Below are 14,645 nucleotides of genomic sequence, written 5' to 3' on the forward strand. Positions count from 1 at the left end.
NCCAGGACCACCTCGTTGAGGGGCACGGGGTGCGTCCAGCGGCGGGCGGTGTCCGTGCCGGCGAGGACCAGCAGGCTCTCGTTGTTCCGCCGCATTCGAGTGGCGAGGTGGTCCAGCTTGAACAGGTTGGAGAGCTGGTCGGGGTCCTGCTCGCGGTTCTCCAGGTCGTCGATCAGGCGGAGCTGGCGTTCGACCAGCCCCTGGCTGCGCCGGGAGAGGTTCACGAACATCGCGTTGACGTTGTTTCGCAGCGACGCCTGCTCGGAGGCCAGCCGGATCGCCTCACGGTGGACCTCGTCGAAGGCCCGGGCGACTTNACCGACCTCCTCGTCGGTGTTGATACCGACCGGTTCGATCGAGTCGTCGATGTCCTGGTCGGTGGAGTCACGCAGGCGGCGGACGGCCTCCGGCAGCCGGCGGTCGGCGATGTCGAGCGCCGCGGTCCGTAGCGCCAGCAGCGGTCGGACCAGCGACCGCGCCACGACGAGCGCGGACAGCAGGGCGGCGGCGAGGATGAGCACGATGAGCAGACCGGACAGCAGCGCCCGGTGCTGGATGTTGCCGCGCAGGGTGTCGACCCGGTCGTCGACGAGCGCCAGGAGCTTGTCCGTGGCGGNGGTGCTGGTGTCGATGGTCTCCTGGGTCGCCCGGTTCCACTTCTCCGACTCGATGACGGTCAGCGGCTGGCCGATGGGCGCGTCCAGGACCTCCTCGACGTAAATCTGGGTGTTGCGGATGTCGCCATTGTTTTCGGTGTCGATTGTCGGGTTGTAGATGGCGTGCTGGGCTGGTCCGGCGACGTTTTCGAGGTCGTCCCGCTCCCGTGCTCGCTGCGTCTCGGCCGAGAGGAACTCGCGATAGTCACCTTCAGTGAAGAGCTGGTTGCTGCCGCGCGGAAGCAGGCTGTAGACGAGGGCCTGCTGCTGCGCGAGGAGTTCCGTCCCCGACATGAGGAAGTAGGCCGTATTGACACCGTCGTCGAGCTGCTGGTCGTCATTTCCCTGTGGGATGAGCTGGACCAGGTTGACCAGGGAGTCGATGATCGGCTGAAAGGTCGTCTGGACGGCTTTCGGGTCGACAACTCTTTGGATCGTCTGCCGCTTNGCGGGCAGCGAGTCCATCCGGGTCTGGACGTCGTCGAGGGCTCGCCGAACCTCGCTGCCGAAGGAACCACGCCGTCCGTTGGCCACCGCCTTGTAGGCCTGGTAGGCATCGTTCACCGCCGCCTGGCTGGGCGGGACGGCGGCGGCGTCGCGAGAACCGACCGGGCCGCTCGCCACGAAGCCGGTGCTGTACGTCCGTTCCGTCTGCAGGGCATGGGCGAGCGTCGACGCGGACCGNCTGATCTCGGTGAGATCCGAGATTCGGTTCACGTCACGGGTGCTGGTCAGCACCGCGCTGGCCTCGATGGAGGAGTAGACCAGGATCGCGACGACCGGCACGGCCAGAATCGCGATCAGCTTGGTGCGGACCCGCCAGTTGGTGGGGTTGGTGGCGGCGCGACGAAGGCGCGCCAGACCGGACCCCGCGGGGTCCGGTGGCGCCGCGGGGCGATCGTCGCGCTGCCCGCCGTCTTCGGTGTCCACGGGCAAACCCGGCGCCGAGGTCGGCTCCGGATCTGCGGCGATGCCCGTGCTGCTGGCCATCGGTTGTCTGCGCACGTACCTTCGCAACCTCTCCGCCAGCCTCCCGGAACACGTCGTACCAGGATGGCTCGGTATCGGGCCCTGATGTCCCTTGCCAGGCACCATAGCGGTACGAAGTCGGCATCCGAAAGGCGCCTACCGTAAGCGCGTTGGTGGCTGCACGCCAGTTGTGGTCACGGCGCACGGAGTCACCGTCTGCGTAACCCTCGCGAAGCCCGACAACGTACGCCCATCGTGACGTAGCGGTTGTCCCAGTGAGTGGCACTGAAGGCGCAAAGCAGGCATCTGCGACATCCGTCCTTACGGGTCTTCGGGGGGTGCCCGCGATGCGCCGCCCGCTCGCGTGAACGACGCCCACGGGCGGCGGCCGGGCCCGGAAGGCCGCCCGAGCAGGCCTGGCCCACAGGTGCCGCGGGGTCCGTAGGCTTGCGGGGTGAGCGAGTTGCAGCGCAGCGATGCTGGTCACGATGCGAGACCGGGGGCCGTGGGCCCGGCGGGGGGCGCCCCGACGGCGCCGGTGACCAGGCCCGGCACGCCCGTGGGCGCCGGTGCGCCGGGGCATCCCGGATACGACACGGTGTTGGTGATCGATTTTGGCGCGCAGTACGCCCAACTGATCGCTCGGCGGGTTCGTGAATGCCATGTGTACTCGGAGATCGTGCCGTGGGACATGCCCGTGGACGAGATCCTCGCCCGCAGACCGTCCGCACTGATCCTTTCCGGTGGGCCGAAGTCGGTGTACTCGCCGGGAGCGCCTCGGGTCGACCCCGCGTTGTTCGACACCGGGCTGCCCATTCTCGGCATCTGCTACGGCCACCAGGTGATGGCCCAGGCGCTGGCCGGCTCGGTCGCCCGCACCGGAACAGCGGAGTACGGAGCGACTCGCCTGTCGGTGACCGAGCCAGGCGTCCTGTTCGACGGCCTTCCGGTCGCCCAGCAGGTGTGGATGTCGCACGGTGATTCCGTGACCGCGGCGCCGCCCGGCTTCCGGGTGACGGCGTCCACCCCGTCGACCCCCGTCGCCGCCTTCGAGGATCCGGCCCGCCGCCTCTACGGCGTCCAGTTCCATCCGGAGGTGGTGCACAGCGAGCGCGGACTCGACGTGCTGCGGCACTTCCTGCTGGTGGGCGCGGGCTGCCGGCCGACCTGGACCATGGTGAACATCGTCGACGAGGCGGTGGCGGCGGTGCGCGCCCAGGTCGGCTCGGGCCGGCTGATCTGCGGGCTGTCCGGCGGGGTGGACTCCGCGGTCGCCGCGGCGCTCGTGCACCGCGCCGTTGGTGACGCCCTGACCTGCGTTTTCGTGGACCACGGCCTGCTGCGGGCGGGCGAGGCCGAGCAGGTCGAGCGGGACTTCGTCGCGTCCACCGGCGTCGATCTCGTTCACGTGAAGGCGGCCGACCGGTTCGCCGCGGCGCTGGCCGGTGTGACCGACCCGGAGCGCAAGCGGAAAATCATCGGTCGGGAGTTCATCCGGGTCTTCGAGGAGTCGGCCCGCGAGCTGGAGGCCCGCGCCGAGGCCGAGGGTGCGACGATCGAGCACCTCGTGCAGGGGACGCTGTACCCCGACGTGATCGAGTCCGGTTCCCCGACCGCCGCGAAGATCAAGTCGCACCACAACGTCGGTGGCCTGCCGNAGGATCTGCGGTTCGGGCTGGTCGAGCCGTTGCGCACCCTGTTCAAGGACGAGGTCCGCCGCCTCGGCGAGGAGCTCGGCCTGCCCGAGGAGATCGTCTGGCGCCAGCCGTTCCCCGGCCCGGGACTCGCCGTTCGCATCATCGGTGAGGTCACCCCCGAGCGGCTCGACGTGGTCCGGGCTGCCGACGAGGTGGTCCGCGACGAGATCCGCCGGGCCGGGCTGGACCGGGAGATCTGGCAGGTCTTCGCGGTGCTGCTCGCGGATGTGCGGTCGGTCGGCGTGCAGGGCGACGAGCGCACCTACGGGCACCCGGTGGTTCTGCGCGCGGTCACCAGCGAGGACGCGATGACCGCCGACTGGGCGCGACTGCCCTACGGGCTGCTCGAACGCATCTCCAACCGGATCGTCAACGAGGTGGGGCAGGTCAACCGGGTCGTCTACGACATCACCTCGAAGCCCCCGGGCACCATCGAGTGGGAGTAGGCCCGACCGCTCGCCGGCAGGGGGCCGGCCCGGCGGCCTGACCGCCGCCGGGCGCCCCCGGTTTGACGTCCCGGCAAGTCCGGAGCACGCTGGGAATCGTGACCGTGCACAAGATGGCCATTACTTAGGCGCGCACCCGAGCTCCGGGTCCGCGCGCCATGCCTTCCGCCTGCTCGGCGGGGGGCTTTTTTGTTGCCGCGGTCACGGCGAGGTGGCCGCACAGCCGCCGGGAGAGGCATCATGACCGCACCAGCCGCAGACGACCAACCCACGCCCGGGGGCGGTGACCCCGGGCCTGGCGAGGCGGACCTGAGCATTGAGGCGGACCCAGGTGCCGCGGCGGATCCGGGTGCCGCGGCGGATCCGGGTGCCGCGGCGGATCTGAGTGTCTCGGCCATCGAGGCGGCGGCCGGGGTGCTCGACGGCGTGGCGCGGCGCACCCGGGTCGTGCATGATCCCGGCCTGTCGGCCGCGCTTGGCACGCCCGTGTGGTTCAAGTGCGAGCACGAGCAGCACACCGGCTCGTTCAAACTGCGTGGCGCCTACCACCGAGTGGCGACCGCGGACCCGGCGGCGCGTGCCCGAGGGGTCGTCGCGGCCAGTGCCGGCAACCACGCCCAGGGGGTGGCGTTCGCGGCGGCCGCCTTCGGCGTCCCGGCGACGATCTTCGTGCCGGCGGGGGCGAACCCCGTCAAGGTCGCCCGGACCCGCCGGTGGGGCGCGCGGGTCGAGGAGGTGCCTGGAGGCGTGGAGGCCGCGCTCGCGGCGGCCGCCGACTTCGCCGCTCGCGGCGGGCGCCTGCTCGTGCATCCCTTCGACGACCCGGCTGTGGTGGCTGGGCAGGGCACGATCGGCCTCGAGCTGCTGGACCAGGTGCCGGACCTGGGCACCGTCCTGGTCGGCGTGGGCGGCGGCGGGCTCGTCAGCGGGGTTGCCGCGGCACTGCGGGCCCGCCGACCCGGGGTGCGCGTGATCGGGGTGCAGTCGGTGCTGGCCCCCGCCTTCGCCATATCGCTGCGAGCCGGTCGGCGGCTCACCGCGGTGGTGGGCGCCGATCTGCCGGGCGCCGTCCCGCTGACTGCCGATCTGCCGGTCACCGATCTGTCGGTCACCGATGTGCCGGGCGCCGCGGCTCGCGGCCGGGTCATCCCGGTCATCCCCGGCAGCCGNCTGTCAGGGCGGCCGATGCTGCCCCGCTCGGCGGCGAGGCCCCGCACGATCGCCGACGGTATGGCGGTGAGCGAACCGGGCGCGCTGACCTTCGCGCTCGCCACCAGGCTGGTCGACGAGGTGGTGACCGTGGACGAGGCCGCCTTCTGGGAGGCGATGGTGCTGCTGCGGCGGGCCGGCCTCGCGGTGGAGCCGGCCGGAGCCGCGCCGATCGCGGCGCTGCTGCGCCACGGCGGCCTCGCCCAGGGGCCGACCGTGGCGATCCTGTCGGGAGGCAACATCGATCCCGGGGTGGCCAGCCGAGTCAAGTCGCTGGCCGCGGTCGCGACCGACGACGTCGGCGAGCTGCGGACCACGGCCTGAGCCGGCCCGCCGGGCGGTGGGCGGCCGAGGTGACCATAAGGTGGCGATACGTGGGTCGGTGACGTCGCGGCCGGGTGGCACTTCGCGACGGGCCGCCCCGCGGCAGGCCGCCGCCCGGCCCGTCCGGGAGGCGGCACATCCCCGGCGAGCCCGGCTCCGACCAGTCCGGCGTCGAACGTATGATCGAGGTCTGATGAGCACTCTGTTCGGTGAGTCCCCCCGCGCCTTCGGCGAGTCGGCCGCGGGTGTCGGCGGCGGCGTGCCCTACGACCTGTTCGGCCCGGCGGTGCTCGCCTCGCCCGCGGGTGGCGACGCGGGCGGCGGGGCACCCCGGCTCGACGCCGAAGGCCTGCTCGACGGGCTCAACCCGCAGCAGCGGGCCGCCGTGGTGCACATCGGCGCGCCGTTGCTGGTCGTGGCGGGCGCGGGCTCCGGCAAGACCCGGGTGCTGGCTCATCGCATCGCCTACCTGCTGGCGGCCCGGGGCGTCCGGCCCGGGGAGATCCTGGCGATCACGTTCACGAACAAGGCCGCGGCCGAGATGCGGGAGCGGGTCGGCGCGCTGGTGGGCCCGCGGGCGCGGGCGATGTGGGTCAGCACGTTCCATTCGGCCTGTGTGCGCATCCTGCGGTCAGAGGCGAAGCGGCTCGGCTACGGGTCCTCCTTCTCCATCTACGACGCCGCGGACGCGCAGCGGCTGATTACGCTGGTCACCCGGGATCTCGACCTCGACCCGAAGCGGCACCCGGCACGCGGGCTGGCCGCGCAGATCAGCAACCTGAAGAACGAGCTGATCGACTGGGAGGCCGCCCGGGACCGGGCGAGCAGCCACCAGGAGCNCACCGTCGCCGAGGTCTACGCCGCCTACCAGCAGCGGCTGGCCCAGGCCAACGCGCTCGACTTCGACGACCTGATCATGATGACGGTCAATCTGCTCCAGGCGTTCCCCGACGTCGCCGAGCACTACCGGCGCCGGTTCCGGCACGTGCTGGTGGACGAGTACCAGGACACCAACCACGCCCAGTACGTCCTGGTGCGGGAACTCGTCGGCCAGCCCGCGCACGGTGAGGCCGACGTGCCGGGGTCGGGGGCGTCGGCGGACCCGCCGGTCTCGACCGTCACGTGGGCGTCGGGCGCCGTGCCGCCCGCGGAGCTCTGCGTCGTCGGTGACGCCGATCAGTCGATCTACGCCTTCCGCGGGGCGAACATCCGCAACATCGTGGAGTTCGAGGAGGACTTCCCCGACGCCGCGGTGATCCTGCTGGAGCAGAACTACCGCTCCACCCAGACCATCCTGTCCGCTGCGAACGCGGTGATCGCGCGCAACAACCAGCGCAAGGCGAAGCGGCTGTGGTCCGACGCGGGGGACGGGGAGAAGATCGTCGGCTTCNTCGCCGACAACGAGCACGACGAGGCCGCCTTCGTCGCCGAGGAGGTCGACCGGCTCACCGACGCGGGGCTGGCCCGGCCCGCGGACGTCGCGGTGTTCTACCGGACCAACGCGCAGAGCCGGGTCTTCGAGGAGATCTTCGTCCGGGTCGGGCTGCCCTACCGGGTCGTCGGCGGGGTGCGCTTCTACGAGCGTCGCGAGATCCGCGACCTGCTCGCCTACCTGCGGGTGCTGGCCAACCCGAACGACACGGTGAACCTGCGCCGCATCCTCAACGTGCCGCGGCGCGGCATCGGGGACCGTGCCGAGGCGGCGCTCGCCGGCTTCGCCGAGGTCGAGCGGATCGGGTTCGCTGCGGCGCTGGAGCGCGTCGGCGAGGTGCCGGGGATCGCCACCCGCTCGGCGAAGGCCGTGCGCGAGTTCGCGGCGTTGCTCGCCGAGCTACGCGCGATCGAGGCGGACGGACCGGTGGCCGTCGTCGAGGCGGTCCTCGAACGCACCGGCTACCTGTCCGAGCTTCTCGCGGAGGACACGGTCGAGGCCCAGGGGCGNGTGGAGAACCTGCAGGAGCTGGTCGGCGTCGTCCAGGAGTTCACCGAGCGCAATCCGGAGGGCACCCTCGCCGAGTTCCTCGAGCAGGTCTCGCTGGTCGCCGACGCCGACCAGGTCCCCACCGACGACGGCTCCGACGGCGTCGTCACCCTCATGACCCTGCACAGCGCCAAGGGCCTGGAGTTCCCCGTCGTCTTCCTCACCGGCCTGGAGGACGGCGTCTTCCCGCATCTGCGGACCCTGGGCGACCCCACCCAGTTGGAGGAGGAGCGCCGGCTGGCCTACGTGGGGGTCACCCGGGCCCGCTCCCGGCTGTACCTGACCCGCTCGGTCGTCCGTAGCGCCTGGGGGCAGCCGGCGTACAACCCACCGTCGAGGTTCCTCGGCGAGGTGCCCGACGCGCTGGTCGACTGGCGCCGTCTCGTCGAGGCGGCGCCGGAGCCGGCCGCCCGGCCCTGGGGCGGCTCCGGCACCGGCGGGTTCGGGTCGGGCGGGTTCGGGTCGGGCACGGCCGGGCAGGGCGGCGGCCGTGCGGGCGGCGGGGGCACACCGGCCCGCAAGGCGCTGCCGAACTCACCGTTCGCCGGCCGCGGCCGCCCCTCGGCGCGGCCCGTGCTGGAGCTGCGCCAGGGCGACCGGGTGACCCACGACAGCTTCGGCCTCGGCGTCGTCGTCGCCACCGGCGGGGTGGGGGATTCGGCCGAGGCGACGATCGATTTCGGCGCGGACGCCGGGACCAAGCGTCTGCTGTTGCGTTACGCCCCGGTCGAGAAGCTCTGAGTCCCGGTCGAGAAGCTCCGACCGCTCCGGCGCCGTCGTCCCGGCCAGCCACCCGGCAACCCGGCGCGTCACCGCCCCGTTGAACGCCAGCGAGTGATGACCGAGCCCGGGGACGGTGACGTTCACCGCGTCCAGGTCCGGATGGTTAAGCGCGGCCTGGGCCGGGCGGACCACCGTGTCCCGCCCGGCGGCGACCGCGACGAACCGCGTCCGGCACCCCGGCGCTGGGCGGTCGAGCTCGACCAGCAGCGGCGAGCCCGGCCGTAACTGGGCGAGCAGGGGATAGGGCAGCGCTCGGGGTACGAGCTCGGCCAGCCGGGTGCCGCCGTGCGGGGTGGCGAGGGTGATCAGCGTGTCGACCTGCCGGTCGCCGCCCATCCGCTGGACGTGGTAGCGGGCCACCAGGCCGCCCAGGGAGTGGGCGACGATGTGTACGCGGCCGCCGTCGCCCGCCGCGGCCGCCACCGCATCGGCGAGCACCCGGGCTCCCTCCTCGACGGTGGTGGTCCACAGGGGCAGCTCGACCGCCCGCACCCGGCGAAAGCCCCGCCGGCGTAGCTGATGGTGCAGGCGGACGAAGACCGATCGATTGTCGACCAGCCCGTGGACCAGCAGGATCGGCGTCCCGGCCGCATCGGGCGCGCGCACCAGCAGGCCGCGCTGCAACGGCGGCAGACCGTCGANGGAGTACGGTTCGTCGTCTCGGTCCGGCTGGCGGCGCAGCGCGCTCGCCGGGTAGAGGGCCAGATGAGCGGCGATCCAGGCGGTCTCGACGGCGAGTCCGCGGGCGCTGTCCCCGGTGGCGCGTAGACCCGCGACGAGCGCGCGGCGGGTCGGTGCCTGCCTGGGTGCTGGTGGTAGCGGCTCGCCGATGGCCGATCACCCTCCTTGGTCGCGCCGTCACGCCGTCGCGGGGTGGACCCGTGCGCGTTCGCCCGATCTCGCCGGGACCGGATCGAGAAACGCAAAAAGATTACAGACTGTCACGTAGTTCTGTCGACCATCGCTGCTGGCGCCACTCCCGCCGCTGTGTCGGGTCCTGCCAGGAGAGCTCGGCGAGCAGCCCCGCGGCCGCCTGCGCCACCTGATCCGAGGTGGTCGCGGGCAGCAGGCAGTCGGCGAAACCGAGCCGGTGCAGATCCGTCGGGCGCAGCCCCGCCCGGTCCGCCGCCTGCTCGACCGGGATGCGCAGGGTCGTCGCGGCGCCTTCCGGTGAGAGCGCCGTGAAGTAACTGTTCGGAGTCATGGCGACCATATCGGTGACTGTTGCGGCGAGGGCGCCGCCCGACCCGCCTTCGCCGAGCACCACAGACACGGTCGGGGAGGGGCAGGCCAGGACCGCCGCCATCGCGTCCCCGATCGCCGCGGCGATCCCGGCGGACTCGGCGTGCGCGCCGCCGGCCGCGCCCGGGGTGTCGACGAGCGTCACCAGCCCGACCCCGAGCTTGCCCGCCAGCCGGGCGGCCCGGGCAAGCAGCCGGTACCCCGCCGGGCCCGGCGCGCTGCCGCGCCGGGCCCCGACCGCAACGACCACCGCGCGGATCCCGCCACCGCCGTGCGGGGCGGTCCCGCCACCGCCGTGCGGCGCGGTCCCGGCACCGAGCAGGGCACCGATGCGGGCACCGACCAGCGAATCGGGCCCGACGAGATCGACCCCGTCGGGCAGCAGCGCGCGCAGCACCGTCGCACCGTCCGCACGCTCGCCGGTCCGGGCCGCCACCACCTGTTCCCAGCCGGAGCGAGCGGCCACCTTCTCGAAACCCGCCGGTAGATCGGCCCGCACCGTGCGTACCGGCGGCGCCAGCGGCCTCGACGGCCTCGGCGGCCTCGGCGGACTCGCCCGTGCCGCCGGCTCGATCGGGCTCGGTGGGGTCAGCGCGATCAATGCCCGGTGCAGCCAGTCGGTGACGCCGTCGGGTGCGGGCGCGGCGTCGACGAGGCCGGCGGCGAAGGCGGACGCCGCGGTGTGGCTGCCGGCGGGCGGCGGCGCCCCGGTCGTCGCCGCGACCACGCGGGGACCGGCGAAGCCGACCGTCGCCCCGCCGACCGCGCAGCGCAGGTCACAGCGCGAGCCGATGGTGACCCAGACTCCGCCGGTCGTCGGCTGGTCGGCGATGGCCACGTGGCCGACCCCGGCCGCATCGAGCGTCGCGAGCGCGAGGGCCGCGCGGGGCAGCCCGACGAGCCCGGCGACGCCCTCCTGCAACCGGGTACCGCCGCTGCGCAGGAACGACACCAGCGGCCGGCGGCTCGCGACCGCCGCGGCCGCGGCCTCGGCGAAGCCGGCGGCGTCCGCCTCGCCGAAGCTGCCGCCGTGGACGGCGAAGTCCCAGACCGCCGCGACCGCCGGCACTCCCGCGATCGGGCCGGCACCCCACCTAAGCGCCGGCCGTCCGTCGTAGTCCGGCCAGCCGAGACGGTTGACCGCGGGGGCCGCCGCCGGCCTCAACGTGATGCCGGCGAGCAGGTCTGCCCGCCAGTCGGCGGACGTCTGCCGCCCCGGTCGGCTGTCACTGTCCATCTCCGCATCTTGGGGCCGGCAACGGCCGGAGCGGTGGCCCGGGCGGAGGCGGTGTTGCAGGACACGCCGCATCGGGACGCTCACTGGCCGCACCCCGGGCGATGCTCGGATGTCTCCCGACGCCAGAAGGGAAGGGACATCTGTGACCTACCGTGCAGTCTGCTTCACGGCAGTCAGCGACATACCCTTTCGTTCACAGCCCCCTGAGCGGGTGGGTGCCCGCACCACACCCGCGAGATCAGTACCCGCGAGATCAGTACCCGCGAGATCAGTACCCGCGAGATCAGTACCCGCGAGATCAGTGGAGTGAGGAGAGGGATGCTCACACCGCTGCTGGAGGACGACCCCCGCCAGATCGGCCCGTACCGCCTGCAGAACCGCATCGGCGCCGGGGGGATGGGGACCGTCTATCTCGGCTTCACCCCGGAACAACATCCGGTCGCGGTGAAGGTGGCCGCCGAGGAGCTCGCCGAGGACGCCGAGTTCCGCAGCAGGTTCGAGCGCGAGGTGCATGCGGCGCTGCGGGTGCGGGGCAACGCGGTCGCCGCCGTGCTCGACGCAGACACCGACGCCCCGGCACCGTGGATGGTCACCGAGTACGTCGAGGGCATCAGCCTGNCCGAGGCGGTCCGGGCCCGCGGCCGGCTGGAGAACCACCTCGTCCGCGGCCTCGCGGTCGGGTTGGCCGACGCGCTGGTCGCCATCCATGCCGCGGGCGTCGTGCACCGTGATCTGAAGCCGTCGAACATCCTGCTGGCGTGGGACGGGCCGAAGGTGATCGATTTCGGTGTCGCCCACATCAGCGACAGCAGCACGCTGACCCGCACCGGGCACGTGATCGGGACCCTGGCGTGGATGTCGCCCGAGCAGATGCGAGGGGATGCGTCGGACTCCTCGGCGGACATCTTCGCGTGGGCGAGCTGCGTGACCTACGCGGCGACCGGCCGCCACCCCTTCCACGCCGAGACACCGGACAAGCTCGCCCTGCGCGTACAACGGGACACCCCGGACCTCGACGCACTGCCTGCCTACCTGCTCACGTCGGTGGCCGGGGCCCTTTCCAAGATCCCCCGGCAGCGGCCGACCGCCTCCGCCCTGCTTGCCTCGCTGGTCGGCCGGGAGGTCCAGGGGGTGACCGAGGCCGATGCCGTCGCGGGTGACTTCCTCGAACGCACCTGGACCGGCACGGCCCGGGCGGCGAGCGAGGGTCTCACCGTCCTGCCCGTCGGCGAGTGGACCGGCGGGGACCGCGAGCGTGCCGCCGACGGGCCCGAGGGGGACGGGCGGTCCGACCCCGCCGTGTCGGGCGACGGCCGACCGTCCACCGCGGGTGGTTGGTCGCCCGCCGTCCAGGGGCCGCCACCCGCCTCAGGTCCCTGGCCGGTCGGCCCGCCGCCGCCCGCGTCCGCGTTCCGGCCCGCCGTCTCGCCGCCGCCGACGATCCCGCCGCCACCGCCGTTGCCGGCCTCCCGGCTGACCCCGCTGCCGCCCTCGCCACTGCCGCCGTCGTCCTCCGCGCCCTCGTCCTCCGCGCCGTCGTCCTCTGTGCCGTCGTCCTCTGTGCCGTCGACCCCGAGCCCTCCGGCCGGCAGGGTCCCCCCTGGGCCCTCGACGCCCGCCGGATCCCAACCGGTCGTCTCGCCCTGGACCTACGACATCGACGAACCGGACTCGCGGGCGCCCGTCCGGCCCCGGCGTGAACCTCGGCCTGACCCGCGCGCCGCGGGTGCGGGGCGGCCCGGGGAACTCCCGGCTCGTCCCGCGCCCCAGGAGATCCGTCCCGCGCCACCCGAGATCCGTCCCGGATCGCGCCCGGACGGTCCTGGCCCGGGGGAGAGTCGGGCACCGGATCGGGGCGCCTGGCCCGCGTCTCGCGAGACGCGCCCGCGGCCGCGGGCGGACCAGGCGGAGGACACCATCCGGCCGCCGGACCCGACCCCGCCGGCGAGGCCGCCGGATCCGTCGGAGTTCCAGGTGTGGATCAGGCCCGCGAGTTCGGCTCCCTCCTCAACCCCGGCGCCGTCGACCCCGGCGTCGTCGAGCCGGGCGTCGTCGGCTCGCCCGGCATATGCGCCGCTGCCCGCCCCACCGCTGCCCGCTCTGCCGCCGCGCCGGGCGGCCGCAGCCGCGCCGGGCGGGACCGTCGCGGCGCCGGGCGGTCGCGGGCGTCGCCTTCCCGTGACGGTGGGTGGTGGCGGGGACGGGGAGGGCTCGGACGCTCGGCGGTTCCCGCCCACCACCCCGGTGGAACACGGCCTCAACGGCCGGGCGCTGCTGTCGGTTGTCCTGGCATTGGGTTGGCTTTTCGGGCTGGGCAGCGTCGCCGCGATCGTGGTCGGCTCGGTGGCCCAGGCTCAGATTCGGCGGCACAACCAGCGGGGGCGGCGGCTCGCCGCCCTNGGGATCGCGCTGGGTTGGACCGGAATCGGGCTGACGGTCGTCAGCCTGCTGATCGTCCTCGCGGTGCGGTGAATTCCGTGCCGAGCCGGCGGGAACAGCCAGAAGGTCGACCACGATCGGTGTTGTTCCCGTGTGATTTCTGACATATATCCGATGGTCAACTCCGTGACCTCGGCCACGGCAGCTCGCGGTGCCGCGTGCGGTGGTCACGCTCAGCGTCTTTTCTCGTACGCGCGATCCGGCCCNGCGCGACGTGCCGGCGCCGCTCGGGGCGCGATGTGCACCTCATTTGTCCTGTATCGATGGGCCTGACGTGGGCACCCGGCCGGCCGGGCCCGGGCGATGGCACCATTGGCGGCACCGGCCGGCCCCTGTGTCGCCCGGCTCGTCGCCGCCGGCGGCTGCGCACGGGGGCACTCCGCGTGACGCGCGCCGTAACCGCCTCGTCAGTAGGCTCGCAGGCGTTCTGTGCCCCCCTACGTAACCCAACCCGTACGACCGCATCCGACTGGACGGACCGTGGATCTCTTCGAATACCAGGCGAAGAAGCTGTTCGCCGAACATGGCGTTCCGGTGCCCACCGGGAAGACGGCGACCACCCCTGAGGAGGCGCGCGCGATCGCCACCGAACTCGGTGGCAAGGTGGTCGTCAAGGCGCAGGTCAAGGCCGGCGGCCGAGGCAAGGCCGGCGGTGTCAAGGTGGCCGATGGGCCGGATGACGCCTTCGCGAAGGCGACGGCGATCCTCGGGATGGACATCAAGGGCCACACGGTCCATTCGGTGCTCGTCGAGGAGGCCAGCAACATCGCGGAGGAGTACTACGCCTCCTTCCTGCTGGACCGGGCGAACCGGACCTTCCTTGCCATGGCCTCCCGTGAGGGCGGCATGGAGATCGAGGAGGTGGCCGCGACCAACCCGGACGCGCTGGCCCGCATCGCGATCGACCCGCTGACCGGCGTCGACGCGGCGAAGGCTCGCGAGATCGCGGTCGCCGCCAAGCTGCCCGAGTCCGCGCTGGACGGGGCCGCCGAGCTGCTGGCGAAGCTGTGGACCGTCTTCGTGAAGTCCGACGCGACGCTGGTCGAGGTGAACCCGCTCATCCTCACCGCCGACGGCCGTGTCGTCGCACTCGACGGCAAGGTCAGCCTCGACGAGAACGCTGATTTCCGGCACCCGGAGAACGCCGCGTTCGTCGACGTCTCCGCGGTGGATCCGCTCGAGCAGAAGGCCAAGGAGAAGGGCCTCAACTACGTCAAGCTCGAGGGCGAGGTCGGGATCATCGGAAACGGTGCCGGCCTGGTCATGTCGACGCTGGACGTGGTGACCTACGCCGGCGAGGAGTTCGGCGGCAAGCGCCCGGCGAACTTCCTCGACATCGGCGGCGGCGCCTCGGCCGAGGTGATGGCGAACGGCCTGTCGATCATCCTCGGCGACCCGTCGGTCAAGAGTGTCTTCGTCAACATCTTCGGCGGCATCACCTCGTGCGACGCCGTGGCCAACGGCATCGTGCAGGCGCTGAAGATCGTCGGTGACGTCACCACCCCGCTGGTGGTGCGCCTCGACGGCAACAACGCCGAGGAGGGTCGTCGCATCCTCTCCGAGGCGAACCTCCCGGTGGTCAAGCCGGTCGACACGATGGACGGCGCGGCGAAGCTCGCCGCCGAGCTCGCCGCGGCCGCGGCCTGACCAGGGCGAAGGGAT

The 14,645-nt window shown here is 72.9% G+C and carries 7 protein-coding genes and 11 pseudogenes; 12 read left to right on the plus strand and 6 right to left on the minus strand.

What is annotated here, in order from left to right:
* Nucleotide 1 precedes the first annotated feature (1 nt).
* From FF86_RS44830 to FF86_RS44845, 3 pseudogenes are all read right to left on the minus strand, one after another.
* Nucleotides 2–316 (minus strand): annotated as a pseudogene (locus tag FF86_RS44830) (hypothetical protein); the annotation flags it as partial.
* A 301-nt stretch (nt 317–617) separates the two neighbouring features.
* Nucleotides 618–1,103: pseudogene (locus tag FF86_RS44840) on the minus strand (nitrate- and nitrite sensing domain-containing protein); the annotation flags it as partial.
* A 1-nt stretch (nt 1,104) separates the two neighbouring features.
* Nucleotides 1,105–1,313, minus strand: a pseudogene (locus FF86_RS44845) (nitrate- and nitrite sensing domain-containing protein); the annotation flags it as partial.
* A gap of 850 nt (nt 1,314–2,163) precedes the next feature.
* On the opposite strand from FF86_RS44845, the gene guaA reads away from it, so the two are divergent.
* From guaA to FF86_RS44880, 8 genes and pseudogenes are all read left to right on the plus strand, one after another.
* A partial coding sequence (guaA, locus tag FF86_RS09905; RefSeq protein ID WP_396229825.1) for a glutamine-hydrolyzing GMP synthase occupies nt 2,164–3,282 on the plus strand: 1,119 nt, incomplete at its 3' end.
* Nucleotide 3,283: 1 nt separating this feature from the next.
* Nucleotides 3,284–3,768 (plus strand): annotated as a pseudogene (locus FF86_RS44855) (GMP synthase (glutamine-hydrolyzing)); the annotation flags it as partial.
* Nucleotides 3,769–4,008: 240 nt separating this feature from the next.
* A partial coding sequence (locus FF86_RS09910) for a pyridoxal-phosphate dependent enzyme (protein ID WP_242418475.1) occupies nt 4,009–4,937 on the plus strand: 929 nt, incomplete at its 3' end.
* A 1-nt stretch (nt 4,938) separates the two neighbouring features.
* Nucleotides 4,939–5,301: pseudogene (locus tag FF86_RS44860) on the plus strand (pyridoxal-phosphate dependent enzyme); the annotation flags it as partial.
* A gap of 193 nt (nt 5,302–5,494) precedes the next feature.
* The coding region (locus FF86_RS44865) for a UvrD-helicase domain-containing protein (protein WP_242418476.1) at nt 5,495–6,140 on the plus strand (646 nt) is incomplete at its 3' end.
* A gap of 1 nt (nt 6,141) precedes the next feature.
* Nucleotides 6,142–6,691, plus strand: a pseudogene (locus tag FF86_RS44870) (UvrD-helicase domain-containing protein); the annotation flags it as partial.
* A 1-nt stretch (nt 6,692) separates the two neighbouring features.
* A pseudogene (locus FF86_RS44875) lies at nt 6,693–7,242 on the plus strand (3'-5' exonuclease); the annotation flags it as partial.
* Nucleotide 7,243: 1 nt separating this feature from the next.
* Nucleotides 7,244–8,023: pseudogene (locus FF86_RS44880) on the plus strand (3'-5' exonuclease); the annotation flags it as partial.
* A gap of 303 nt (nt 8,024–8,326) precedes the next feature.
* Here the strand turns inward: FF86_RS44880 and FF86_RS64030 are convergent.
* From FF86_RS64030 to FF86_RS65745, 3 genes and pseudogenes are all read right to left on the minus strand, one after another.
* Nucleotides 8,327–8,671 (minus strand): annotated as a pseudogene (locus FF86_RS64030) (esterase/lipase family protein); the annotation flags it as partial.
* Between the two features lie 325 nt (nt 8,672–8,996).
* The gene (locus FF86_RS09930; RefSeq protein WP_044884239.1) at nt 8,997–10,544 is read right to left on the minus strand and encodes a carboxyl transferase domain-containing protein; all 1,548 of its coding nucleotides are present in this window, start codon (nt 10,542–10,544) and stop codon (nt 8,997–8,999) included.
* 147 nt (nt 10,545–10,691) lie between these two features.
* Complete coding sequence (locus tag FF86_RS65745) at nt 10,692–10,979, minus strand: pentapeptide repeat-containing protein (RefSeq protein ID WP_128423508.1); 288 nt, start codon at nt 10,977–10,979, stop codon at nt 10,692–10,694.
* Here FF86_RS65745 and FF86_RS44890 point away from each other — a divergent pair.
* The 4 genes and pseudogenes from FF86_RS44890 to sucC form a co-directional block, all read left to right on the plus strand.
* The coding region (locus FF86_RS44890) for a protein kinase domain-containing protein (protein ID WP_242418477.1) at nt 10,863–11,162 on the plus strand (300 nt) is incomplete at its 3' end. The two genes, FF86_RS65745 and FF86_RS44890, sit on opposite strands and share 117 nt — an antisense overlap.
* 1 nt (nt 11,163) lies before the next feature.
* A pseudogene (locus tag FF86_RS09935) lies at nt 11,164–12,943 on the plus strand (protein kinase); the annotation flags it as partial.
* Nucleotide 12,944: 1 nt separating this feature from the next.
* Nucleotides 12,945–13,016: pseudogene (locus FF86_RS62120) on the plus strand (hypothetical protein); the annotation flags it as partial.
* Nucleotides 13,017–13,463: 447 nt separating this feature from the next.
* Nucleotides 13,464–14,630, plus strand: coding sequence for an ADP-forming succinate--CoA ligase subunit beta (gene sucC / locus FF86_RS09940; protein ID WP_044884241.1), 1,167 nt, complete (start codon nt 13,464–13,466; stop codon nt 14,628–14,630).
* Nucleotides 14,631–14,645: the final 15 nt, after the last annotated feature.

The sequence above is a fragment of the Frankia sp. CpI1-P genome (genome assembly GCF_001421075.1).
Taxonomy (GTDB): Bacteria; Actinomycetota; Actinomycetes; order Frankiales; family Frankiaceae; genus Frankia; species Frankia torreyi.